The 23,483-nt window shown below is 63.8% G+C and carries 26 protein-coding genes; 15 read left to right on the top strand and 11 right to left on the bottom strand.

The annotated features are described in order from the left end of the window. From NKI25_RS19915 to NKI25_RS19900, 4 genes are read right to left on the bottom strand one after another with little or no spacing between them, the layout of a single operon-like run. On the bottom strand, window positions 1–1,056 hold the full coding sequence (locus NKI25_RS19915) for an aldo/keto reductase (protein ID WP_352621040.1): 1,056 nt from the start codon (window positions 1,054–1,056) through the stop codon (window positions 1–3). Beyond that, on the bottom strand, window positions 1,053–1,412 hold the full coding sequence (locus tag NKI25_RS19910) for a TIGR04076 family protein (RefSeq protein ID WP_352999140.1): 360 nt from the start codon (window positions 1,410–1,412) through the stop codon (window positions 1,053–1,055). Before NKI25_RS19910 ends, NKI25_RS19915 begins: the two co-directional genes overlap by 4 nt. Then, window positions 1,413–1,901 carry a DUF3830 family protein gene (locus NKI25_RS19905; protein ID WP_352621038.1) on the bottom strand — a complete coding sequence of 163 codons (489 nt, stop codon included), beginning with the start codon at window positions 1,899–1,901 and terminating at the stop codon, window positions 1,413–1,415. After that, complete coding sequence (locus NKI25_RS19900) at window positions 1,898–2,635, bottom strand: GntR family transcriptional regulator (RefSeq protein WP_352621036.1); 738 nt, start codon at window positions 2,633–2,635, stop codon at window positions 1,898–1,900. Before NKI25_RS19900 ends, NKI25_RS19905 begins: the two co-directional genes overlap by 4 nt. Before the next feature lie 126 nt (window positions 2,636–2,761). Between NKI25_RS19900 and NKI25_RS19895 the strand changes: the two genes are divergently transcribed. The 6 genes from NKI25_RS19895 to NKI25_RS19870 all read left to right on the top strand — a co-directional run bounded on the left by NKI25_RS19895 (window position 2,762) and on the right by NKI25_RS19870 (window position 7,696). Beyond that, complete coding sequence (locus NKI25_RS19895; protein ID WP_352455272.1) at window positions 2,762–3,559, top strand: ABC transporter ATP-binding protein; 798 nt, start codon at window positions 2,762–2,764, stop codon at window positions 3,557–3,559. Further along, window positions 3,556–4,305: an ABC transporter ATP-binding protein gene (locus tag NKI25_RS19890; protein ID WP_352999137.1), complete on the top strand. Its 750-nt coding sequence runs from the start codon at window positions 3,556–3,558 to the stop codon at window positions 4,303–4,305. The genes NKI25_RS19895 and NKI25_RS19890 overlap by 4 nt, the downstream gene beginning before the upstream one ends. Next, window positions 4,302–5,210 carry a branched-chain amino acid ABC transporter permease gene (locus NKI25_RS19885; RefSeq protein ID WP_352621033.1) on the top strand — a complete coding sequence of 303 codons (909 nt, stop codon included), beginning with the start codon at window positions 4,302–4,304 and terminating at the stop codon, window positions 5,208–5,210. The genes NKI25_RS19890 and NKI25_RS19885 overlap by 4 nt, the downstream gene beginning before the upstream one ends. Then, window positions 5,207–6,184, top strand: coding sequence for a branched-chain amino acid ABC transporter permease (locus NKI25_RS19880; protein ID WP_352999178.1), 978 nt, complete (start codon window positions 5,207–5,209; stop codon window positions 6,182–6,184). The genes NKI25_RS19885 and NKI25_RS19880 overlap by 4 nt, the downstream gene beginning before the upstream one ends. Further along, entirely contained in the window at window positions 6,181–7,473 is a 1,293-nt protein-coding gene (locus NKI25_RS19875; RefSeq protein ID WP_352999135.1) for an NAD(P)/FAD-dependent oxidoreductase, read from the top strand. Before NKI25_RS19880 ends, NKI25_RS19875 begins: the two co-directional genes overlap by 4 nt. 76 nt (window positions 7,474–7,549) lie before the next feature. Further along, window positions 7,550–7,696: a hypothetical protein gene (locus NKI25_RS19870; protein ID WP_352452379.1), complete on the top strand. Its 147-nt coding sequence runs from the start codon at window positions 7,550–7,552 to the stop codon at window positions 7,694–7,696. Window positions 7,697–7,747: 51 nt separating this feature from the next. Here NKI25_RS19870 and NKI25_RS19865 read toward each other — a convergent pair whose 3' ends face one another. The 6 genes from NKI25_RS19865 to NKI25_RS19840 form a co-directional block, all read right to left on the bottom strand. Further along, a complete protein-coding gene (locus NKI25_RS19865) occupies window positions 7,748–8,584 on the bottom strand; it encodes a GNAT family N-acetyltransferase (protein ID WP_352999133.1) in 837 nt (278 codons plus the stop codon). A gap of 5 nt (window positions 8,585–8,589) precedes the next feature. Beyond that, entirely contained in the window at window positions 8,590–9,330 is a 741-nt protein-coding gene (locus NKI25_RS19860) for an aspartate/glutamate racemase family protein (RefSeq protein WP_352688645.1), read from the bottom strand. A gap of 2 nt (window positions 9,331–9,332) precedes the next feature. Then, window positions 9,333–10,151 (bottom strand): ABC transporter permease, encoded by an 819-nt coding sequence (locus NKI25_RS19855; protein WP_352451583.1) that lies wholly within the window; start codon window positions 10,149–10,151, stop codon window positions 9,333–9,335. A gap of 4 nt (window positions 10,152–10,155) precedes the next feature. Further along, window positions 10,156–11,067 carry an ABC transporter permease gene (locus NKI25_RS19850; protein ID WP_352612193.1) on the bottom strand — a complete coding sequence of 304 codons (912 nt, stop codon included), beginning with the start codon at window positions 11,065–11,067 and terminating at the stop codon, window positions 10,156–10,158. Window positions 11,068–11,264: 197 nt separating this feature from the next. Further along, window positions 11,265–12,554, bottom strand: a complete 1,290-nt coding sequence (locus NKI25_RS19845) for an ABC transporter substrate-binding protein (RefSeq protein ID WP_352451581.1) — start codon at window positions 12,552–12,554, stop codon at window positions 11,265–11,267. 36 nt (window positions 12,555–12,590) lie between these two features. Next, window positions 12,591–13,679 carry an ABC transporter ATP-binding protein gene (locus NKI25_RS19840; protein WP_352999129.1) on the bottom strand — a complete coding sequence of 363 codons (1,089 nt, stop codon included), beginning with the start codon at window positions 13,677–13,679 and terminating at the stop codon, window positions 12,591–12,593. A gap of 258 nt (window positions 13,680–13,937) precedes the next feature. Between NKI25_RS19840 and NKI25_RS19835 the strand changes: the two genes are divergently transcribed. Further along, window positions 13,938–14,651 carry a GntR family transcriptional regulator gene (locus NKI25_RS19835; protein ID WP_023676076.1) on the top strand — a complete coding sequence of 238 codons (714 nt, stop codon included), beginning with the start codon at window positions 13,938–13,940 and terminating at the stop codon, window positions 14,649–14,651. Between the two features lie 7 nt (window positions 14,652–14,658). Here NKI25_RS19835 and NKI25_RS19830 read toward each other — a convergent pair whose 3' ends face one another. Further along, complete coding sequence (locus tag NKI25_RS19830; RefSeq protein ID WP_352704621.1) at window positions 14,659–15,756, bottom strand: lactonase family protein; 1,098 nt, start codon at window positions 15,754–15,756, stop codon at window positions 14,659–14,661. Between the two features lie 190 nt (window positions 15,757–15,946). On the opposite strand from NKI25_RS19830, the gene NKI25_RS19825 reads away from it, so the two are divergent. From NKI25_RS19825 to NKI25_RS19790, 8 genes are read left to right on the top strand one after another with little or no spacing between them, the layout of a single operon-like run. Beyond that, entirely contained in the window at window positions 15,947–16,498 is a 552-nt protein-coding gene (locus NKI25_RS19825) for a MaoC family dehydratase (protein WP_352455282.1), read from the top strand. A gap of 3 nt (window positions 16,499–16,501) precedes the next feature. Next, window positions 16,502–17,662, top strand: coding sequence for a CaiB/BaiF CoA transferase family protein (locus NKI25_RS19820; protein ID WP_352621020.1), 1,161 nt, complete (start codon window positions 16,502–16,504; stop codon window positions 17,660–17,662). Window positions 17,663–17,682: 20 nt separating this feature from the next. Next, window positions 17,683–18,825, top strand: coding sequence for an extracellular solute-binding protein (locus NKI25_RS19815; protein WP_352999176.1), 1,143 nt, complete (start codon window positions 17,683–17,685; stop codon window positions 18,823–18,825). A 21-nt stretch (window positions 18,826–18,846) separates the two neighbouring features. After that, entirely contained in the window at window positions 18,847–20,034 is a 1,188-nt protein-coding gene (locus NKI25_RS19810; RefSeq protein ID WP_352999126.1) for an ABC transporter substrate-binding protein, read from the top strand. 57 nt (window positions 20,035–20,091) lie between these two features. Beyond that, window positions 20,092–20,829 carry an ATP-binding cassette domain-containing protein gene (locus NKI25_RS19805; protein ID WP_352621016.1) on the top strand — a complete coding sequence of 246 codons (738 nt, stop codon included), beginning with the start codon at window positions 20,092–20,094 and terminating at the stop codon, window positions 20,827–20,829. Then, on the top strand, window positions 20,822–21,565 hold the full coding sequence (locus NKI25_RS19800; RefSeq protein WP_352621014.1) for an ATP-binding cassette domain-containing protein: 744 nt from the start codon (window positions 20,822–20,824) through the stop codon (window positions 21,563–21,565). The genes NKI25_RS19805 and NKI25_RS19800 overlap by 8 nt, the downstream gene beginning before the upstream one ends. Then, window positions 21,562–22,512, top strand: a complete 951-nt coding sequence (locus tag NKI25_RS19795) for an ABC transporter permease (RefSeq protein WP_352999123.1) — start codon at window positions 21,562–21,564, stop codon at window positions 22,510–22,512. The genes NKI25_RS19800 and NKI25_RS19795 overlap by 4 nt, the downstream gene beginning before the upstream one ends. A 5-nt stretch (window positions 22,513–22,517) precedes the next feature. Beyond that, window positions 22,518–23,483, top strand: coding sequence for an ABC transporter permease (locus NKI25_RS19790; protein ID WP_352782124.1), 966 nt, complete (start codon window positions 22,518–22,520; stop codon window positions 23,481–23,483).

The following is a 23,483-nucleotide window of genomic DNA, read 5'->3' as shown; positions in this document are numbered from 1 at the left end:
TCACTTCCTGCCTGCATTCAAATTGTAATGCATGATCGAGCCGTGGCGGCCGTGACGGTCGCGTTCCAAAGTGTAGACGTCGCCCAGCGGCCCACGGCTTTGCGCGATCACGGCAGCGATCCTCGCCCGGTCGTCGGCATCGAGCGCGACGTCCATGATTCTGGCATTGGCAAGGGCGTGCGCCTGGTTGCGGGCGCCGACGATGACGGCCGCCACTTGCGGCTGCTCCAGCACCCAGGCGCTGGCGATGGTGGCGATATCGACGCCGTGGCGGTCGGCGACGGCCTTCAGTGTGCGAAGCAACTCCTGGAAAAGCTCCCAGCCACCAAAGTCGTCAATGATCAGCTTGTATTTGACCAGCGATCGGTTTTCGAGCGGCGTCTGCGGCTCGGCAGCGCCAAGCCATTTTTCGCTGAGGAAGCCGCCCGCCACCGAACCGTAGCAGAGGAAACTGACGCCGTGCCGGCTGGCGAGCGCTGCAAGGCTGTTGGCTGGCCGCTGGTCGAGCACCGAGTATTGCAATTGCTGGCTGACCAGCGGCACACCGGCGGCCAGGATCTCGGCTAACCGCGGCGTGTCGAAGTTGGTGGTGCCGATGTTGCGCACCTTGCCTTCCCTGCGGATTTCGTTGAGCCAGCCCATCGCTTCGACGTAGCCGGGCAGCGCATAGTCCCACCAGTGGAACTGCACGATATCGAGCCGCTCGGTCTTCAGCCGCCGCAGCGACTGCTCGACGATGCCTCTGATGTAGTCGCGGCTGATATTGGAAAGCCTTTCCAGGTCAGGCACCAGCTTGGTGTGCACCTTCATTTTGGTGGCAGCGTCGAGGCCACGCTCATTGGCAAGGCGCAGGCGCGCCGCGCCGATCAGCTCTTCGACACCGGTATAGATATCGGCGCAATCATAGGTCCTGATGCCGGCGTCGAAGGTGGCGATCAGGTCAGTTACCGCCTGTTGGCGGTCGATCGCGCCGTGCCCGCCGGCAAGCTGCCAGCCGCCGCGGATAACGCGCGAGATCGTATAGCCGGGGCTGAGCTCGAAAGCCTTGGCGGTCATCTCCGGTCATTCTCCTTGGGCAGCGGCACCGCCGTCGTTTCGGCATGGCTGAACCGCCGCTTGCCGGTCCTGACGATCCGGAGCCGGCTGGCACAATTGAGATCCGGACAAGCGATCTCGGCGTCCGACGTCATCCAGTCGTTCCTGTGGGTCGGGCGCTGCTTTGCGGCCAGAAGCGGCAACACTGCCGCAATGGAATAGATCGAGAAACCTTGCCCCGCCGGCATCGACAGCATCTCGCCCTTCAACTCGAAATAGTCGCCGGGCTTGGCGCCGCAATAGATCGGCTTGCCCTCGGGGATAACCGCCTCGACGCGAAGGTCGAAGAGTTCGAAACTGTCGTCGGTCTCAGCCATTCAGATCTCCACCCGGGTGAAGGTGATGTCGCAGGCACCGTTGCGGCGGATCACGCCACAAGCGGCTGCGAATTTATCGCGATCCTCAGGCACCACCTGCGCGACGACGCTTCCGGCAAGCCAGCCGATCGGGAACAGAAGGCGTGCACCCGCTCCGTAGAACAGGCCGACGTCAAAGATGGCATTCGGGTTGCCGCCCCACATGCGCGGCGGCACGTAGGACAACACGATGTCGCCCGGCTGCGGCGTCAGCGTTGCGTTCTCCGCCGGCAAGGGCCTGGCATAGGTTTGGCCCTCAAGTTCGGCTGATGGAACCGGGCAGGAAATCTCAGGCCCCGTCCACATAGCATGGATGCCGGCAACGACGCGCGGCTGACCGAGATACGCCAGCAGGAAGGCAGCGTTGTCGGGCGCCTTTTCAGGCAACAGCAGCGCCGTCACGGAAAGCTTCGAGCGTGGCTCGGTGATGCTGATGCCAGGCGCCGTCATGCCCTCAATCCTTCCTTGCTTGTGGATTGGAGCTTGTCGCGCAGAAAGGCGAAGGGCCGGCTGATGTCGGCCACCAGAGCCTCGCGCGCCGCTTGCGCATCCTGCCTGGAAAGCGCTGCGACGATGCTGCGGTGGTAGTGGGCCGTATCGACCTCGCCGGCGTCGGAGAAGGCGTAAATGGCAACGCGGATGCAAGGCCCGGATTGCAACCACAGGCTCTCGATCATCGGGATCAGCACGGCGGAACCGCAGCAACGGTAGATCTCGAAATGGAAGCTCTGGTTGAGCGTGGCCTCGCGGTCGATATCCTTCTTGTGCTTCAGCGCCCGCATCTCGTCCCACTCGCCAAGCATGGCTTCGACCGAAGCGATCTGGCGCGGGTTCATGCGCATGGCGGCCAGCGCGATCGCTTCGCCCTCGATCAGAGAGCGGGCGCGCAAGAGATCGTCGATGCGCTCCAGCGTGATCGGCGGCACGCGCACCGAACGGTTGGGAAGCGCCTCCAGTGCCTTCTCGGTGATCAGCCGTCCGAGCGCCTCGCGCACCGGCATGGTGCTGGTGACCAGCGCGTCGGCGAGGCCGCGGATGGTCAGAACCTGGCTCGGCTCGAAAAGGCCGCCGATCAAGGCGCGGCGCAGCTCCGAATAGACGCGATCCTGCACGGTCTCGCGGCCGACCGGCGTAAGCTGGGCTGCGATCATCTCATTGTTCTTTTCGATGGCGGCCTTCTGCATAGGCAATCCCGGTCATGGCCGTTTTCGGCTTGCGGAAGAAATTAAAGCCGAATAGCGTGATCAAAGCAAGCGTGATCACAAATCAAATCATAGGCGACGAAGATCGCTTTTCGGCCAGAGGAATTGATGAGCGACACGACGGAACGGCAGGAGGAGATCCGTACGCCGGTCCTCACGGCCAGGAACGTCCTCAGACGCTTCGGCGGCCTGGTCGCGGTCAACAATGTCTCGTTCGACGTCCGGCCGGGCGAAATACTTGGCCTTATCGGCCCGAACGGCGCCGGCAAGACCACGATGTTCGACCTGCTCGCCGGCAGCATTCTGCCGACCAGCGGCGAAATCCTCCTCAACGGCGTATCGGTGTCGGGGGAAGCTGCCCATCGCCGCATTGGCCGCGGCCTTGGCCGCACATTCCAGATCCCCCGGCCCTTGCCTAACCTGACGCTGATCGAAAACGTCATGCTGGCCGCGCAAGGGCAGGCCGGAGAAAAACTGCTCGCCAATTTCCTGACGCCCCGGCGGGTCGCTGCCGAAGAAAGGGCTGCCGAGACAAGAGCCGTCGAACTGCTCGAGCTCGTCACGATCGCTCACCTCGCGCACGAACCTGCGCGCGTGCTTTCAGGCGGCCAGCGCAAGCTGCTCGAGTTGGCCCGCGTGATGATGGCCGACCCGGCGATCATCCTGCTCGACGAGCCGGCGGCCGGGGTTAACGCAACCCTGCTCGAGATCATTATCGACCGCATCCGCGACATCAATGCGCGCGGCATCACCTTCCTGCTGATCGAGCACAATATCGACATGGTGACGCGGCTTTGCCACCGCGTGCTGGTCATGGCGAGCGGCCAGCTTCTGTGCGAAGGCACCCCGGAGGAGGTGGCGCGCGACCCGCGCGTCATCGAGGCCTACCTCGGAGGCACGGCATGAGCCAAAAGGTACTCGATGTCCGCGATCTCGAAGCCGGCTACGAGCCCGGCGTGCCGATCGTGCGCGGCGCTTCGATCACCGTCGACCAGGGCGAGATCGTCGTCGTTCTCGGCCCCAACGGCGCCGGCAAGTCGAGCCTTATCAAGGCCATCGCCGGCCTTGTCCCGATCACCGGCGGCACGGTGCTGCTGGACGGCAAGGATATCACGGCGTCGCCCGCTCACATCATGGTCCGCCTTGGCCTTGCCTTCGTGCCACAGACAGAGAACATCTTCCCGCTGATGTCGGTCGAGGACAATCTCAGGGTCGCCTGCGGCATCCTGAGGCCGCGCGAGGTCCCAGCCCGCATCGAGGAAATGTATGCGGCCTTTCCCGATCTCGCCCGTCAGCGCAGAACGGCCGCGGGCAATCTGTCGGGTGGACAGCGGCAGATGCTGGCCGTCGCCCGGGCATTGATCGTCCATCCCAAGGTGCTGGTGCTCGACGAGCCGTCGGCCGGCCTGTCGCCGAAATTCGTGGCGATGGTGTTCGAGATGCTGGCCGGCATCCGAAAGTCCGGCGTCACCATTCTGCTGGTCGAACAGAACGCCAAGGCAGCGCTTGCCATTGGAGACCGCGCCTATGTGCTGGTCGAGGGCAAGGAGCGGCACCAGGGCGTCGCCTCCGAGCTCTGGAACGACCCGGTCGTCGCTGAACTCTATCTTGGCCAGCGCCGCCTCGACCTTGGACGAGGAAGCGCGGCATGAACCTGCAATTCGTCGTCGACGGACTGCTGGCAGGGTCGATGATCGGCCTCGGCGCCATCGGCGTGACACTCACCTATTCGATCCTGCGCTTCTCGAACTTCGCCCATGGCGACTTCATGGCCTGGGGCGCCTATGCGACGCTCGCCGTGGTTGGCGCCATTGGCGCGATTTTTGGCAAGATCGCGCCGATCGCGCCCCTCTCCTTCGGCTGGCCGCTGATCGTCGCGCTCATCATCAGCATGGCGGCCACCGGCCTGCTGGCGCTGGCGCTCGACATGGTGCTGTTCGCGCGGCTGCGGGCCAAGGGCCAGGCGATCATCGTGGTGATGGCGAGCTTCGGTGCCTCGATGGCGCTGAGAAGCCTGCTCGAATTCATCTTCACCTCGCGTCCGACCTATTTCAGCCGGGCGATCCAGATCGCCATGCCGATAGGTTTCGGCATCCGCATCACCCCGGACCAGATCGCGCTGCTGCTGCTGACCGCCGTGCTGGTGCTCGGCGTGCATCTCCTGATGACGCGGACCCAGACCGGCCGCTCGATGCAGGCATTGAGCCAGAACGCGGCACTTGCCCGCATCGTCGGCATCGACGTCGCCAGGGTGGTGCGCGTCACCTGGATCATCGGCGGCGCGCTGGCCTGCGTCGCCGGCGTGATGATCGGCATTCTCATCCAGATCCGCCCGTTCATGGGTTTCGAGATGCTGCTGCCGATGTTCGCGGCCGCCATCCTCGGCGGGATCGGCAGCGTGCCCGGCGCTGTTCTCGGCGGCTTGATCATCGGCATGGCCGAAGCCGGCGCGGTGCAGTTGATCGGCGCCGAATGGCGGGCAGCCGTCTCCTTCATCATCCTGATGGCGGTGCTGTTCGTGCGGCCCATCGGCCTTTTCGGAGTGAGGGAACGCTGATGGATCTGCTCGGCTACGGCGCCTTCTTCCTGACCACCGCGCTGATCTTTTCGCTCATCACGCTCGGGCTCAATCTGCAATGGGGGCTGACCGGGCTTTTCAATGTCGGGGTCGCCGGCTTCGTTGCCATCGGCGCCTACACTTCGGCGTTGCTGACCACGCCCGACGATGCCGCTCGCCTGGGCGGCTTCGGTCTGCCTATCCTTGTCGGCTGGCTCGGCGCCATGCTGTTGGGCGGCGTCGCCGCCGCCATTACCGGGATTGCCACGCTGCGCCTGAGATCGGACTATCTGGCGATCACTACTTTCGGCGTCGCCGTCGTCGTGCAACTGATAGCGCTCAATGCTCAGAAGCTGACCGGCGGGCCGTTCGGCATCGGCTTTATTCCGCGTCCGTTCGGCGGTCTTGCCGAAACGCCGTTGCTGTTCAACCTTTCGAACCTTGCGATCGTCTCGGTAGTGACGCTGATCGTCTATCTCGCGCTGGAGCATCTGTCGCGCAGCCCGTGGGGGCGCGTGTTGAAGGCGCTTCGCGAGGATGAGCGGGCCGCGATATCCCTAGGCAAAAGCGCACGGTTCTACCGCGTCCAGGCCTTTGCCGTCGGTGGCGCCATCATGGCGCTTGCCGGTGCGCTGCAGGCGCATTTCACCGGCTTCATCGCCCCGGACAATTATTTGCCGGCGCTGACTTTCCAGGTCTGGGTGATGCTGATCGTCGGTGGCTCGGGCAGCAACATCGGCGCCGTCATCGGCAGCATCCTGGTCTGGGCGATATGGGCCGGATCGGGAGCCTTGACCAGTATGTTGTTCTCGCCCGAACAGCAGGCCCGCGCCGCTTCGCTGCAGATCGTCGCCATCGGCGTGATGCTGTGCGTCATCCTTCTGGTCAGGCCGAACGGCCTGTTTGGCGACAGGCCGCGGCGTCCAAGGTTCGGCAAGCGTGCACGCGTGGCCCCGAGCGAGAGCGGCTCATGAACGCTGTGACCCGGCCGCACGGCGTTTCCCTTTGGCATGCCGTCAGCCGCGGTCGCCGCGACCGGCCCACCCTCGAAGGCGCACTCGATGTCGATCTGGCAATTGTCGGCGGCGGGTTTTCAGGCCTTTCCACCGCGCTGCACAGTGCCGAGAAAGGCATCTCGGTTGCCGTCCTCGAGGCGGAAATCATCGCCTGGGGGGCAACCGGCAGGAATGCCGGCTTCGTCGTGCCAAATTTCGCGAAAAGAGACCCCGACGATATCATTGCCCAGCTCGGGCCCGAACGCGGCGAACGCCTTGTCGATTTCGCCGCCGGCAGCGCCGACCTCGTCTTCGACCTGATCAGGCGGCATGCCATCGAATGCGATGCCGTCCAGAGCGGCTGGATACAACCAGCCCATTCACCGGCCGCTTTGCAAAAGACCAGATCGCGCGCCGAACAATGGGCACCACGCGGAAGGCCGGCTGTTGCGCTGGATAGACAGGCGGTCGAAGAGCTGACCGGCGTTCGCGGTTATCTCGGCGGCTGGATCGACAGATCGGGTGGCGTCCTCAATCCGGTCGAATATGCGCGCGGATTGGCCGACGCGGCTGAAAAGGCCGGAGCGCGCATCTTCGAGAATACGCGTGTCGCGTCGATCGATCACATAGGCGATGGTTGGGCTTTGAAGACGGCTGCCGGTTCGGTACGGGCAGGAAAGGTGCTGGTCGCCACCAACGCCTATGGCGGGTCGCTGAACCGCACGCTCGAGCGAACCTACATCCCGCTGAAAATCTTCCAGATCGCGACGGCGCCGCTGCCGCGCGAAATACGCACTCGCCTGCTTCCTGGCGGGCAAGGCGTCGGCGACACAAGACGCAATCTCTTCACCTTCCGCTTCGACGGCGAAAACAGGCTGATCACCGGCGGCATGCATGTTTTTGGCCCCGGTGCCGACACGCGGGTGCCGCGGGCGATCTGGCGGCGGCTTGCCGGGCATCTCGATCTCCCGGACATCCCGCCGCTTGAATACAGCTGGTCGGGGATGGCTGCCGTCGAGCCCGACTTCCTGCCGCACCTCGTCGATCTCGGCCTCGGGCTGATCGCGGGCTTTGCCTGCAACGGGCGCGGCATCGCCATGACCACGAGCATGGGCAAGGTGCTTGCGGATTGGGCTGATGGAACAAAGCCTCAGGATTTGCCGCTGCCGTTTGCGCCGCCGTCGCCGATCCCGTTCCATAGCCTGATGCGGCATGCACCAAACATGGTGCTCCCCTGGAGCATGCTGCGCGACCGGCTGGATGGCTGATCGACGTGCGTCTCCGGCCGCCGTCCTGATACCCGAACTGCTAGACTCGCCCACATCATGTTGTTAACGACAGCGGATGAAGCAGAACTATCTTTATCTCATCATCGGCGCTTTGGCCGTCGCCGTTATTGCGTTGGGGATTTACGTTTATCGCGAGGAGACTAGGCCGAAAGGCGTGGAACTTCGCATCGACGATTCCGGCATTTCAGTTCAGGAAAAATAGACCGCGTAGTCCTGTTGCCCGATTTTGCACTGGAAGTCGGCTTATACCGCCTCACCCCAACTCCAACGTCGTTATCGCAAAAATTCCGGACTGCATGAGCTGCGGCGCCTTTCCCTTGTACATCCGAGTCGTCTCGAAGCCCGGTTGAAGGCCTGCGGACGACAGCAAGTCTGCAAATTGCCGGCTGGTTTCGGGAACGTCGAGATGGACGTTTCCGGGACCGGACATGTGCGCGAGCGCGGCGAAGAGATGGCTTGCCGCGTCCAGGCTGTCGGCAAAGAGCGGGCCGATCTTGCAGCCGTCCCGGCATTGGCGCGCGACGCCGTATCCCGCAATAACGCCGTGCTTGAGGATCGCAAGCGCCATATGCGGCGGGCGCAGCCAGTGTTCCAGGAAGGATCGCCTCGGACCGGGAAAGAAGCGGCGGTCATAGTCCAGTATGTCCGGCACGAGTTCCGGCCCTATGGCGCGAATGTCGTTGCCGACGGCTGCCGGGACATTCGGCGACCCCATGAACCGGATCGTCCGGTAGGCCGGTGCAAAACCCATGCTGCGGTAGTTGGCCTGCTGTTCGACGACACCGTCGAGGCCGATCGTGCGCTTGCCGAGCCGCGCCGTGCCGGCATCCCAAACTGCCTTGCCATGGCCTCGGCCACGCTTGTCCGGCCGGCAGATGTAGAGGCCGATGAAGCCGAAACCGTCGCCATAGGCAACGGCCGAAATGCCGGCCGCCATCTCGCCATCGATAAAGGCGCCGATGAAGCCCTGCGGGTCGGCTGCCTGAAACAGCGCGGCATCGTTAAGGCCGGGATTCCAGCCTTCCGCCGCCGCCCAATCGACAAGGGTTTGCACGTCTTCACGTGCGAGCGTTCGGATCGTTCGGGGCATTGCGATCACTCGGCGGCGCCAGGCGCGAAGGATTTCAACGCGCCATGATAAGACTTTGCCAACGGGCTTGCATAGGCGCCGCGCTTGGATGTCGTCAGGCCAAGGGCGATCAATGCCTCGGCCTGTTTCACGGCAGCGCCCACGCCGTCGATGACCGGAAGCCCGAATTCCCGCTGCAGCGCCGCCGCCAGATCGGCCATGCCGGCACAGCCGAGCACGATCGCCTCGGCGCGATCCTCGTCGATGGCGCGCGCAATCTCGTTGCGCAGCCTGAGCAGTGCGTCGGACGCCGGATCTTCGAGGGCAAGAACCGGGATGTCGGCGGCGCGCACACGCGCGCGCCCTGCCATGCCATAGCGCTGCACCAGGCCTTCGACCGGCACGCGCGAACGTCCGGTGGTGGTGACGACGGTGAAGCGCTGGGCGATGAACGAGGCCGTGCTGAGCGATGCCTCGCAAATGCCGATGACCGGAATGTTGGCCATGGCGCGCGCGGCATCGAGGCCGGTGTCGTCGAAACAGGCAATGATCGCGGCTTGCGCGCCCGAGCGTTCGCCGGCGGCGATCTCGACCAGCAGGCCGGGCACGGCAAGTGCTTCATCGTAATAGCCTTCGATCGATACAGGTCCCATCGACGAGGTCACGGCAACGATCTTCGTCGATTGAGCAGCGACCGATCGGGCCGCCGCCGCGATAGTGTCGGTCATGCTGGCGGTGGTGTTTGGATTGACGACGAGGATCTGCACTGTCAGGCACGCTCGCGGCGGCGGCCGACATAGACGATTGCGCCGAGCGTCAGCAGGATCACCAGGAAGGAAAACACGGTCGTCACGGTGCCCAGCGCATAGAGCACCGGCGTCGTGACATTCGTCGTCATGCCGTAGATTTCGAGCGGCAACGTGTTGAACGTGCCCGAGGTCATTAGCGTGCGGGCGAACTCGTCATATGACAGAGTGAAGCCGAACAGGCCGACGCCGATCAGGCTGGGCGCGATCATCGGCAGCACGACATGGGCAAAGGTCTGCCACGACGATGCTCCGAGATCGCGCGCGGCTTCCTCATAGGCTGGCGAGAACCGGTTGAAGACAGCAAACATGATCAGCACGCCGAAAGGCAAGGTCCAGGTCAGATGGGCGCCGAAAGCGGAGGTGTACCAGGCGGGGCGGAAGCCGATCTGCTGGAAGACGACGCCGATGCCGAGACTGATGATGATCGACGGCACGACCAGGCTGGCGACGGCCAGATAGAACAGTGCGGTTGCGCCGCGAAATTTCTGCCGGAAGGCCAGGCCGGCGAGCAGCGACACGGCGACAGTGACGACCATCACCATCAGGCCAAGGACGAGCGAGCGTTTGAAGCTGCCGCCGAAGTCGCCGACCGCCTGGCGCTCGAACAAATTGGCGAACCAGTGCAGCGACACGCCGTTCAGCGGAAATGTCAGACCGCCGTTCTCGCCCTGGAAAGAGAGGATCAGGATCGCCGAAAGCGGGCCGTAGAGGAACAACACGAAAAGACCGAAGAACGCCGCCAACACATAGAATTCGAGGGTGCGCTTGTCCTGGCTCATCGCCTCACAGCTCCTTGCGGATGTCGACGATGCGCAGGATGCCCGCGACCATCAGCAGCACCAGCACCAAGAGCACGACGGCGTTGGCGGCGGCTGCCGGATATTGCAGCAGCGACATCTGGTTCTTCATCATCAGCGCGACGGAGGCGCTCTGCCCGCCGGACATCACCTGCACCGTCGAGAAGTCGGCCATCACCAGGGTGACGACGAAAATGGTGCCGATCGCCATGCCGGGCTTGGCGAGCGGAATGACGACGTTCCACAGAACCTGCCAGCCGGAAGCGCCGGCGTCGCGCGCGGCTTCTATCAACGACTTGTCGATGCGCATCAGCGTGTTGAAGATCGGCGTCACCATGAACAGCGTATAGAGATGCACCATGGCCAGCACCACGGCGAATTCGGAATAGAGCAGCCATTCGATCGGCTTCGGGATCAGCCCCATTTGCACCAGCGTCGAGTTGACCAGGCCATTGCGGCCAAGCACCGGAATCCACGAGATCATGCGGATGATGTTGGAGGTCAGGAACGGCACCGTGCAGACAAGGAACAGCACCATCTGCATGGCCGTGGTCCTGATATGGAAGGCAAGGAAATAGGCGACCCAGAAACCGATGAACAGCGTCAGCGCCCAGACGATGGCGGCGTATTTCAGCGTATTCAGGTAGGTTTTCCAGGTGACCCAGGAGCCGAGCGTGTCGGAATAATTGGTGGTCAGGAAATCCGGATACATCGCGGCGAAATCGTAATCCCAGAATGAGACCACGGCGATCATCAGGATCGGCAGCAGGAGGAACGCGCCGAGGATCAGCGCCAGCGGTGCAGCCTGGAGATAGGGTGCGACTCCGGCAAAGGAGCGCCTACGTCTGGCAGGCTTTGCAGACGTAACGTGCGTGGATTGTTCGAGCGCTACTGCCATCTATATCTCGGTCGAAGTCGGCGATGCGACTGAGGGGTGTTCCCTTCTCCCCCTGTGGGAGAAGGTGGCCGAGCGAAGCTCGGTCGGATGAGGGGTGTTCCAGCTTGGCACCAACAGTGCTCCGTCCAGCACCCCTCAACCGTCTTGGCGCTGCGCGCCAATCCACCTTCTGCCACAAGGGGAGAAGGCAGAGGGCATCAAGCAGCGATGAACTCGTTCCAGCGCTTCACCATGTAGCGGTCCTCGTCCATGACCGAGTTCCAGCAGGCGACCTTGCCCATGCGCTCTTCGAACGAGCCGCCGTCACGCACGGCGCCAGCCTTTTCCATGACCTTGCCGTCCGGCGACAGGATATCGCCCTTTGCCGGCTTGCCTTCGATCCAGTAGCCCCACTCGTCCTCGGACATGAACTTCTTGGCCGACACCATGTTGGCCGAGTAATAGCCCTGGCGGTTGAGATAGCCGCCAACCCAGCCGGACGTGTACCAGTTGATGTATTCATAGGCGGCATCGAGTTCGGCGCCGGAGAGATGGGCTGCCAGGCCAAGCCCGCCACCCCAGGACCGGTAGCCTTCCTTGAGCGGCTGGAACCGGCACGCGATGCCCTTGGAGCGGACCGCGGCCACGGCCGGCGACCACATTGACTGGATCACCACTTCGCCTGAAGCCATCAGGTTGACGCTCTCGTCGAAGGATTTCCAGAAGGCGCGGAACTGGCCGGCTTGCTTGGCCTTGATCAGGAAGTCGATCGTCTTGTCGATCTCCTCCTTGGTCATGTTGCCCTTGTCGGCGTATTTGATGTTGCCGGTCGCTTCCATGATCATCGCCGCATCCATGATGCCGATCGACGGGATGTTGAGGATGGCGGTCTTGCCCTTGAAGGCCGGATCCATGATGTCGGCCCAGGTGGTGATGTCACGACCGACGAGGTCGGGGCGGATGCCGAGCGTATCGGCATTGTAGATCGTCGGCACCATGGTGAACCAATTGGTCGGCGCCTTGGCGAAAACCTTGCTGTCCTGCGCCTCGACGTAACCGACGGTATGCGGTGCGGTGCCCTGGGCAATAACGCTGTCCGGCGTCAGCTTGCCGGTTTTGAACAGCGGCACCAGCTCGTCGTAATATTTCAGCTTGGTGACATCCATCGGCTGCAGGACGCCTGTCGGGAACACCTTCTTGCAGATCCAGTATTCGATGTCGGCGATGTCGTAGCTGTCGGGCTGCGTCACGGCGCGCTGCGCGGCGGCGTCGGAATCGGTTGCTGTCATCTCCAGCGTGATGCCGAGGTCGGCCTTGCACTTGTCGGCGATGGCATTGAGGTTGGATACGCCGGTGCCGAACTGGCGCAGCGTGATGTTCGATTGCGCCCAGATGGTCGGAAAGCCTGATATGGCGCCGGAACCGGCGGCGAAACCGACGGCGGCGGCACCTGTCTTGAGCAGCGAACGTCGCGATATTCCAGTCTTCTTGTCGGTGGTGTTGGTCATGTTCAGTTCCCCTGTTGTGGTTGGTTATGCTGGATTTCAGGAATCGAGACGGCCAAGGACGATCGCGTCCTCGGCGTCCCAGGCGATCGGCACTGCGTCGCCGACGGCAACCGGCCTGGCGAAGAAGCTGGTGTCGTCGACGATTACGGTGAAATCCTCGACGCCGGCGCCATTGACCGAGAGCTTCACGGTCGAACCGCGGTACTCGACGTTTGAAACGATGCCGGTGAAGCCGAGCCCGGCTGCCGGCGGCTCGCCGATGCGCACGTGGTCGGTGCGAATGGCGATGTCGATGGGTTCCCCGGTCTCCCTGCCCTGCCCGCTGGCGGCGAGCGTGACGCCGCCGGGCACATCGAAAACGACCATGCCGTCGCGACTGCCGGCGACGCGCCCGGAGATGACATTGTGGTCGCCCATGAAACGAGCGACGAAGGCCGTGGCCGGCCGCTCGAACACCGTGCGAGGGTGCGCCGCCTGCTCGATACGGCCGTCGTTCATCACCACGATCAGGTCGGCCAGCGCCATCGCCTCTTCCTGGCTGTGGGTGACGTGGACGAAAGTGATGCCGAGCGACGTCTGCAGCTTCTTCAGTTCGGCTCGCATGCGGATCTTCAGGAAAGGATCGAGCGCCGAAAGCGGTTCGTCGAGCAACAGCGCCTCGGGATCAGTGATCAATGCGCGCGCAAGAGCAACGCGCTGCTGCTGCCCGCCGGAAAGCTGCGCCGGGCGGCGGCTGGCATAGGCCTCCATCTGCATCAGCTTCAGCATGTCGAGTGCCTTGGCGCGGCGCTCCTCCTTGCCGACGCCTTTCATCTTCAGGCTGAAGGCGACATTGTCGATCAGGTCGAGATGCGGAAACAGTGCGTAGGACTGGAACATCATGGCAGTGCCGCGCCTGGCCGGCGGCAGGTCGGTGACCACTGTGTTGCCGAGACGCACGTCGCCACTCGATATGCTCTCGTGCCCGGCGATCATGCGCAGCGTCGAGGTCTTGCCACAGCCGGACGGACCGAGCAGGCAGCAATAGGTTCCCGCAGGGATTTTCAGGCTGATGCCTTCGACGGCAGTCGTCGCGCCATAGACTTTCGAAACGGACACAATGTCGATTTCGGCGGCTTTGGACATCCAGCTTCCCCTTTGGTCGGATTAGCCAAAGCATCATGCGTGCCAGTTGCGCGCCGCCGCTCCAACCGACTGAATCCTCGAAGAAATCAGGGCCGCCTCTATATAGCTGCCGATACGTCGCCCTTGTGCAATGCACAAATTATAGGCGATTGCCGCCGATCTTCGCAAAGATCGTATGCAATCTTTTTCATCTCTGTATTCACTTTGTCTCTCGTCCAAGCGATGCGATTCAGGGTAGAAGAACACAGGACCGCTGCCATGAACATTGCCGACCAGACCTTCCCTGCTATCGAGGCCGCCAACGAGGATCGCGCGCAGGCGATCCGCGACCAGTTGCGCGACGCGATCGTCGATCGCCGGCTGGCGCCGGGAACAAAGCTTTCCGAAGGCGAAGTCGGCACGCTGTTCGATGTCAGCCGCACCGTGGCGCGTGCGGCACTGCAGATGCTTTCCTTCGAGGGATTGGTGCGCACCGAGCGCAATCGCGGCGCCTTCGTCGCCAATCCGTCGCCGGAGGAAGCGCGGCAGGTTTTTGCTTCGCGCCGGCTCATCGAACCAGGCATCGCGATTGCCGCCGCCGGACGGATGACGCCGGCGCATGTCGCCGCGTTCAAGGCCCAGCTCGACGAAGAAGGCCGTTTCATCGCCGAACGCGGACCGAACGCAAGGCGATCGGAGATCAAGGCGTCGGGGGATTTTCACCTGCTTCTGGCGTCGGTCGCGGGAAACGTCATCCTGCAGCGCTTCATGGAGGAATTGGTCGCTCGTTCATCGCTGGTGATCGCACTCTATGGCCGCTCGGGCATCTCGAGCTGCGGCCACAACGAACACACGCAGATCCTCGAGGCGCTGGAAAATGGCAATGCCGAACGCGCCAGCGCGCTGATGCTGCACCACATCGACCATATCGAGGCCGACCTCGATCTGCGCGTCAGGAGCGGCCCGGCACTCAGGCAGGCGCTCGAGTTCTGAGATCGCGTCAACGCACGATCCTCACGCACATCGGCGTGCCAATTTCGATGGATCGGCCGGTGTCGGTCAGCCGGCCGGTTGCGGCATCACGGGCGAAAATAGAGATGCGGTCGGCATTCTGGTTGGCCGAGAACAGATGGCCGCCCGAGGGCGTCAGTGCCAGATTGCGCGGCGTGGCACCGCCGCAAGGCGTATAGTCGACAAGGGCAATCCTGCCGGTTTGCTGGTCGACCGAAAACACGGCGATGCTGTCATGACCGCGGTTGGAGCCGTAGAGAAAGCGGCCGTCAGGCGAGATCTGGATGTCGGCGCAGTGATTGCCGTCGCGCGCCTCGGGCGGCACGGCCGGCTTGCTGTCGATCACCGTAAGCTTGCCTGATGCTTCGTCCAGCGCCAGCGAGACAACCGTCGAATCCAGCTCGTTCATGACGAACACGAAGCGACCGCCCGGATGCAGTGCGAGATGGCGCGGACCCGCGCCTGGCGCAAGCGCCGACTCGGCGAGCTTCGTCAGGCTGCCGTCTGAGCCGATGCGATAGGACACCAGCCGGTCGATGCCGAGGTCAGCGACGATCGCCATGCCGCCGGCAACCGTCTCGGTTACGCTATGGGCATGCGGCCGCTCCTGGCGGGCAGGATCTGGTCCGGTCCCGCTATGGGCAACGCTCGACAACGGCGCTGTCAGGCCGCCATTCTCACCCAACCCATAGACCACGACCGAGCGATCGGGGCCGCCCTCGCCCATGCGGTAATTGGCGACCAGCAGCTTCGTCCGGTCGCGCGTGATGGTGTTGTGCGCCGTGATGCTGCCCAGCGTCGGCTGCTTGTTGATGTAGGACAACGTGGCGGTCTGTCTGTCGAAACGGTAGGCCGAGACCACCCCTTCGCGCCAGGTGAACACTTCTGAGTTGGCATAGATGTGGGAGCCGTCCGGCGTCACCGACAGGAAGGTGGGATTGTCGATGTCTCCCGTCTCGGCCAGTTTCTTCGTCTGCAGCCTCCCTTCGTCGAAACTGTAGACACCCAGCCCGATGCCGCGCGCGCCCTGAAAATACGGGGCGTCGCGATTGAGGCTGCCGACGAAAACCAGACAGGCATTCTGCATCACTTCCTCCCTTGTTCCGCCGGCATTGGCCCCGACGGAGCAGGCAAAATTTCGCCTGTTCACGCTTGCAACACAACCCCATATGTGAAAATACTATTCACAAAAGAAGATTGACGGGAGGATCGATCATGCATTTCGCTGGTCTGCGGCGCGCCCTGATGGACGATTCCCGCTCCCAGAGGAAGTCGTCATGAGCGGTTTCGCGCCAACCGTGGGCGTGGCATCGACACACCCCGCCAACATGCCTAGGGATCACGCCGACCTTCCCGTCTGGAACGCCGAGAACTGGTTCTACGAAGACTGGCCGGTCGGCCAGAAGATCCGCTCCCTGCGCCGGACCATTGCCGAGGGCGACAGCCATCTCTTCAACACGCTGGTGCTCGACATCCATCCATACGTGCAGGACCAGATGTTCGCCGAAACGCAAGGCATTTTCGGCAAGCGGCTGGTCGCCGGCGCTTTCGTGTTCTCGGCCGGGCTCGGGCTGGTCGCCACCAACTGCATCAACGCCTTTTCGTATGGCTACGACAAATTGCGCTTTATCAAGCCGGTGTTCATAGGCGACACGATCTATTCGATCCGCTCCAACCTCGACAAGAAGCCAAAATACAAGGAAATGGGGCTGATCCGCGCCAGCTATGAAGTCTTCAAGGGTGAAGGCGAGCTCGTGCTTTATTGCGAGCACCTGCAGACGGTGAAGTACCGCAATCCGGCCGATTTCGCCGGCAAGACGGAGAAATAGGCAATGGCTGCCATTGCCGAACTGCCGCTGACCGGGCTCATCGTTGTCGATATGAGCCAGTTCTTGTCCGGGCCTTATTGCTCGCTCAGACTGCTCGACCTCGGCGCTCGCGTCATCAAGATCGAACGGCCGGATGGCGGCGACCTGTCGCGCCGGCTTTATCTCAGCGACACCGAGATCGGCGGCGATTCCACCATTTTCCATGCGATCAACCGCGCCAAGGAAAGCCTTGCCATCGACTTGAAGGACGAGGCCGACCTTGCGGCGCTGCGCGGCCTGCTGGCCAAGGCCGACGTGCTGATCCAGAATTTCAGGCCCGGCGTCATCGAACGCCTGGGCTTCGATTACGAGGCGGTGCGCAAGATCAATCCGCGCCTGGTCTATGCCTCGATCAGCGGCTATGGCGAGGAAGGCCCGTGGGTCAAGCGGCCCGGGCAGGATCTGCTGGCGCAGGCCCGCTCCGGCGTGATGTGGCTGAACGGCGACGAGGACCAAGGGCCGGTGCCCTTCGGCCTGGCGATCGCCGACATGCTGGCGGGCTCCGCCGCCGCGCAAGGCATCCTCGCCGCACTGGTGCGGCGCGGCGTGACCGGCAAGGGCAGCCATGTCGAGACCAGCCTGCTCGAAGCGCTGGTCGACTTCCAGTTCGAGGTGCTGACCACGCATCTCAATGACGGGCGCCGGCTGCCGCGGCGGTCGAGCTTCCGCAGCGCGCACGCCTATCTCTCGGCGCCCTACGGCGTCTATCCGGCCAAGGGCGGCTATCTGGCGATCGCCATGACGCCGATCTCGAAACTCGCCGATCTCCTCGGGCTCGAGGAGCTTGCGCCCTATCGCGACCAGCCGTCGACCTGGTTCACCGCCCGCGACGAGATCAAGGCGATCATCGCGCAAAAGATCGCAACGAAGACGGTCGACGAATGGCTTGCCATTCTCGAGCCTGCCGACATCTGGTGCGCCAAGGTTTTGAGCTGGCCGGAAATGATGGCCAGCGAAGGCTTCCAGGTCCTCGACATGCTGCAGACGGTGACGCGCGAGGATGACGTTTCGATCCTCACCACGCGCTCGCCGCTCAGGATCGACGGCATCCGCGCGAAGGTCGAGCGGGCCGCGCCACGCATCGGCGAGCACAGCGCAAAAATCCGCGCGGAGTTCGGGCTGTGAGCGACGTCACGCTCAAAGGCATGACCTGGAGCCATCCGCGCGGCTATGACCCGATGGTCGCCTGTTCGAGACTGTGGAAGCAACAAACTGGCATCGCCGTTGAATGGGACAAGCGCTCGCTGCAGGATTTCGAATCCTTCCCGGTCGAGGAACTGGCCCGTGCCTACGACCTGATCGTCGTCGACCATCCGCATGTCGGCCAGATCACCGCCGAGAATTGCCTGGCGCCGCTCGATGTCACCGGCCGGGAAGCCGAACGTGCGGCACTTGCGGCGGGCAGTGTCGGCCGGTCCTATCCGAGCTACAACTGGCAAGGCCGGCAGTGGGCGTTTCCGATCGACGCGGCCAGCCAAGTGCAGGCATGGCGGCCCGACATGCTTTCGGCTGCGCCGGCGAACTGGGCCGATGCCCTCGATCTGGCGCGGCAAGGCCACGTGCTGTTGCCGCTCAGGCCGCCGCATTCGCTGATGGTGTTCTACTCGCTTGCCGGCAATCTCGGCCGGCCCGCCGGTGAAGGCCCTGGCGACCATGTGGACCCGGCAGCGGGCAAGCAGGTCTTCGAGATGATGTGCGAGATCGCAGCCCTCGTCGACCCGGCCTGTCTTGGCATGGATCCGATCGCGGTTCTGGAGCAAATGGCCGGATCCGGCTCGCGGATCGCCTGCGCGCCGCTGATCTATGGCTATGTCTCCTATGCCATCGCCGGGTTTCGACCCAACCGCCTGGCTTTCGCGGATATCCCGGCCGCTGGCAATGCCGGCCCCAAAGGCTCGGCGCTCGGCGGGACCGGCATCGCCGTGTCGGCCTTCTCGAAGGCCGGACAGGAAGCAATCGACTTCGCCTACTGGATCGCCAGCGGCGACGTGCAGCGTGGCCCCTACGCCTCGGCCGGCGGCCAGCCCGGCCACGCCGCGGCCTGGGCGGATGCCGCCGTCAATGCCGCCGCCGGCAATTTCTACAAGGACACCCGGGCCACGCTCGAAGGTGCCTGGGTGAGGCCGCGGCATGATGGCTACATGGCCTTCCAGCAGGCGGCGTCCGATCGCATCAATCTCGGCCTGAGCGAAAGGCACAATGCCGCTCGCGTCGTTGCCGGTCTCAATCGCCTGTTTCGGGAGAGCCTTTCGACGCAGGTGTCCGGCGTTGCCGGCGGAGGAGCCTGAAACAACCGAACGGAGGAGAACATGAACAGCCTGATCCGCGGCCTTATGGCCGCAACCGCACTTGCATCGGTCACGACCATAGCCTGCGCTCAAGACGTTTCGGGCGTGATTGCTGGATTGCAGACCGAACTGAAGGCACAATATGACGGTGCGCCGCAAAAGGTGCTGCCGTCGGCCTGGGATAATTTCACGCCGCCGTCAAAGCCGTGGAAATGGTGCCACTCAGAGTCCTACCAGGGCAATCCGTGGCGCGTCACCGTCACCAAGGAGTTGAAGCGGCTGGTCGACGGCCTGATCGCCGACGGCACCGTGGCGAGCTTCGAGGTGTCGGATTCCAACAATGATGCCAGTCAGCAGATCAACCAGATCCGCGCCTTCATCGACAAAAAATGCTCGATCATCACCTCGATCCCCGGCTCGGCGACGGCGCTGGACGATGCCATCGATGCCGCAGCCAAAGCCGGCATCCCCTTCATCACGGCAGCTGGGTCGGTGACCAGCGCGAATGCGATCAATGTCGATTCCAACTATGCCCGCTGGGGCTACGACATGATGACCGCAATCGGCAAAGCAATGCCGGACGGCGGCAGCGTGCTTCTGGTCGAAGGCATTGCCGGTCACCCGATCGTCGTGCAGGAGCGCCAGGGTGCCGACAAGGCGCTGGCCGAAAATTCAAAGCTCAAGGTCTCGCGCAGCGTCAACGGCAATTGGACGGCGAACGTTACCAAGACGGCGGTGCTGCAGGCAATCGCCACCAATCCGGCGCCGATCGATGCGGTGTGGACGACGGGCAGCGAAAGCCGCGTCGTTGCCGAGGCCTTTGCCGAGGCCGGCCGCCCTGCCCCGCTGATCACCGGCTCGATCACCGGCGATGCGCTCGGCTACTGGAAGGCCAATCCCGACAAATACCGCTTCGAAGGCCATGCGGTTCTGCCGCACTGGACGGCCGAGACGCTGTTTCGTGTCGGCGTGCGCATGCTCGACGGACAGAAGCCGAAGCTCAATACGCTGCTGATCCCGATTCCGCCGGTCCACAATGCCGACCTCGGCGCCTGGTACAAGGACTGCATGACGCCGGACGCCGTCTCGATCTTCCCGGTCCCGCCGAAGGATCCGATGCCGGAGGAATGGCTCGATGCCTATTTCACCAATCCGGCACCGACCAAGGGCTGGGATTATTCGAAGGTGCCGGACGCCTGCGCCAAGTAGCATTTACGAGGGCCGGCTCCGCACCAGCGGTGCCGGCTTTCTCCATCAGGATTGCTCATGCTGGAAGTCCAGGCCATCTCGAAACGCTACGGCGAAACGATTGCGCTGGCCAATGCCTCCATCGCATTCCGCGCCGGCACGATCCACACCATCCTGGGCGAGAACGGTTCGGGCAAGAGCACCCTGGTCAAGCTGCTGTCGGGGATCGTGCAGCAGGACAGCGGCGCGATCCTGCTCGACGGAGCGCCCTTTACCGGCCTCTCGCCGGCGGCGTTCCAGACCGCCGGGTTGGCCACCGTGTTCCAGGAAGTGCTGATCGCGCCTGACCGTTCGGTGACCGACAACATCCTGCTCGGCCTCGACGGCTTGCTGACGCGCACCGTGCCGCGCGCCGAGCGGCGGCAGCGCGCGCAAGCGGTGCTGAAGCGCTTCGCGGTGACCGAGATCCCGCTCGACCAGTTGGCCGGGCAATTGCCGCTGGCGGTTCAGCAATTGGTAGTGCTTGCCCGCGCCGTGGTGCGCAGCCCGCGCATTCTCATCCTTGATGAGGTTACGGCGGCGCTCGACTTTGCCGATCGCGAGGCGGTCTTTGCCATGATGCGCAAGCTTGCCTCCGAAGGCTGCCTGATCCTGTTCATCACCCATCGCATGGACGAAGTGATGTCGCTTTCCGACCGGATTTCCGTGCTGCGCGGCGGCAGCGTGGTGACGACTGAGGAACGCGGCACGTCCACCGCATCCGAACTTCTCAGAGCGATGGCGCCACGCACGGCGGCGGAGCTGGCGCATGGCTGATCGCGCCAGCCTTTCGGTGCGTGGCCTGGTGATCGCGCCGGGCGCAAGCCCCGTGACGCAAACCATTGCGCCGGGCGAGATCGTCGGCCTTGCCGGCCTCGACGGCCACGGACAGGAGCGGTTCCTGAAAGTGCTGGCCGGCCTGGAACGCCCGGCCGGCGGCGAGGTGACCGTCGAGGCGCCAACCGGAGCGCGCGCGATCACCAATTTCCGCAAGGCGGTCGCCGGCGGCATCGCCTATTTGCCGCGCGACCGGCGCACCACCGGCATTTTTCCGACCCAATCGGTGCTCGACAATTTTGCCGTCTCGACGCTGTCGCGCGATATGCGTTTCGGCCTGCTCAGCTTGGCCGCGCGGCGGCAGCGCTATGAACGCTATCGGGACAGACTGTCGATCATCGCGCCACGGCCGGACGCCCCGATCACCACGCTTTCCGGCGGCAACCAGCAGAAGGTGCTGCTGGCCCGTGCACTGGCACTGGAGCCGGCGATCCTGCTCCTCAATGATCCGACGCGCGGTGTCGACGTGGCGACGCGACATGTCCTCTACGATGTGTTTCGTGGACTGGCGGCGGACGGCATGGCTCTCGTCATCCTGTCGAGCGAGATCGAGGAGATCCTGCTGCTTTGCCATCGCGTGCTGGTATTTCGCGAACAGCAGGTGGCGGCTGAAATCACCGGAGACGCGATGAAAAGCGATACGGTGATCGCCGCCATGTTCGGGCGCGCGGCATGAGCGGGTTGCGGGGCATGGCGGCGCGATGGCGCGGCGCTGGCTTTGCGGCAGTGCTGTTGGTCATCCTGATCGCGGTCAATCTGCTGCTCAATCCGGCGCGCTTCCATCCTGCCGCCTGGGGCGCGCTGATCGGGCTCGCCGCGCCGCTGATCGGCGCAGCGGTCGCCTCGGCTCCGGTGATCCTCGCCGGGCGCGGCGGCATCGACATTTCCGTCGGGCCATTGATGGGCTTCGTCAATGCGATGGTGATCCAGCTGCTGTTTCTCAGGCTTGGCATGTCTTCGCCGCTGGTCATCGTGCCGGCGGCGCTTCTGATCGGCGCGATCGTCGGCGCTGCCAACGGCTTCTTGGCGACCATCGTCCGCATCCAGCCGATCGTTGCGACGCTCGGCACCTATCTGATCCTCACCGGCATGACGCTGACCGTCCTGCCGGCGCCGATCGGGCCGGCGCCGGGCTGGCTGAAGGCAATGGCCGGAACCTGGTCGGCACTGCCGCTGGCGCTGATCTTCCTGTTCTGGTGGCTGGTGCGACAGACGCCTTACTACGACCAGCTGATGGCGGTGGGCAGCGACGATCGCGCCGCCTACACGGCCGGCGTTCCAGTCACCAAAGTGCGTTTCATCGCCTATGTCATGACCGGCATACTTGCCGCCTGCGCGGGCCTGATGCTGACCGCGCTGATCGGTTCGGCCGACCCCAATATCGGGCCAACCTACACGCTGATCGCGATTGCCGCGGTGGCGCTCGGCGGCGTCAGCCTTGCCGGCGGGCGCGGCGGGCTCGCCGGCGCCGCCATCGGCGCTATCGACATCTTCCTGCTGCAGAGCGTGCTGACCGCCTTCAACGTCTCCACCTATGTGCTGCAGATCGCCTATGGCGCGATCCTGGTTGTGGCCATCATCATGACGGCGCTGCAGGAACGGCTCTCGGGAGGGAAAGGCTGAGAAGCATGCGCCAGACCTGGTTCCAATCCACCAATGCCCGCGTCGCCGGTGCCTTTGCCGTCGCTGTCGCCTTGCATCTCCTTGGCACCTTGCTCATCCCGGGCTACTCCCAGCCGTTCGCCATCCGGGCGCTGCTGGTGATTGCCTCGCTGCTGGCGGTGGCATCGATCGGCCAGACGCTAGTCGTCATTCTCGGCGGTATCGATCTGTCGATCCCCTTCATCATCGGCTTTGCCAATGTCGTTGCCGCACAGCTCTACGGCGGCGGCTGGAATTTTGCTCTTGTCTGCGCAGTCGTCGTCGCGCTCGCCATACTGATCGGGGCGCTGAACGGCCTGATCTCACGTGGGCTCGATATCCACCCGCTGATCGTCACGCTCGGCACTGGCATGATCGTGCAAGGTGCCGTCCTGTTGTGGACCGGTGGCTTTCCATCCGGATCGGCGCCTGCCGCGGTTTCCGCCTTCGTTTCGATCGGCGGTTCGGTCGGACCGCTGCCGGTGCCGGGGCTGGTGCCATGCGTCGCGGTGTTGACCTTGCTGGTGGCGCTGGTGCTGGCGCGCACGCCATACGGCCGCCGTCTCTACGCCCTAGGCAGCAATCCACGTGCTGCGCCGCTGGCGCTGATCGATCCAGTCCGCATGTGGACCGTGACCTATGCCGCGAGCGCCTTCTTCGCCGCCGCAGCCGGCGTGCTGCTGCTCGGCTTCACCGGCTCTGCCTATGGCGATGTCGGCCAGCCCTATCTGTTCCAGACGATCGCGGCAGTGGTGGTCGGCGGCGCCGCCCTTGTCGGCGGCCGCGGCAGCTATTTCGGCACCATTGCCGGCGTGCTGGTGCTGACGGAAATCAACACGCTGCTGATCGGCCTGGGCTTCCGGCCCTCGACCGTGCAGGCGGCACTTGGCCTGGTCATCGTGCTCCTGGTTTCGCTCTACGGTCGCGAGCGGCACGTGTCGGCGACGATCTGA

Source organism: Mesorhizobium sp. M0808 (assembly GCF_040320025.1).
Classification (GTDB): Bacteria; Pseudomonadota; Alphaproteobacteria; order Rhizobiales; family Rhizobiaceae; genus Mesorhizobium.
Note: the sequence above shows the minus strand (reverse complement) of the source record. Positions and strands in the feature narration are given on the sequence as shown.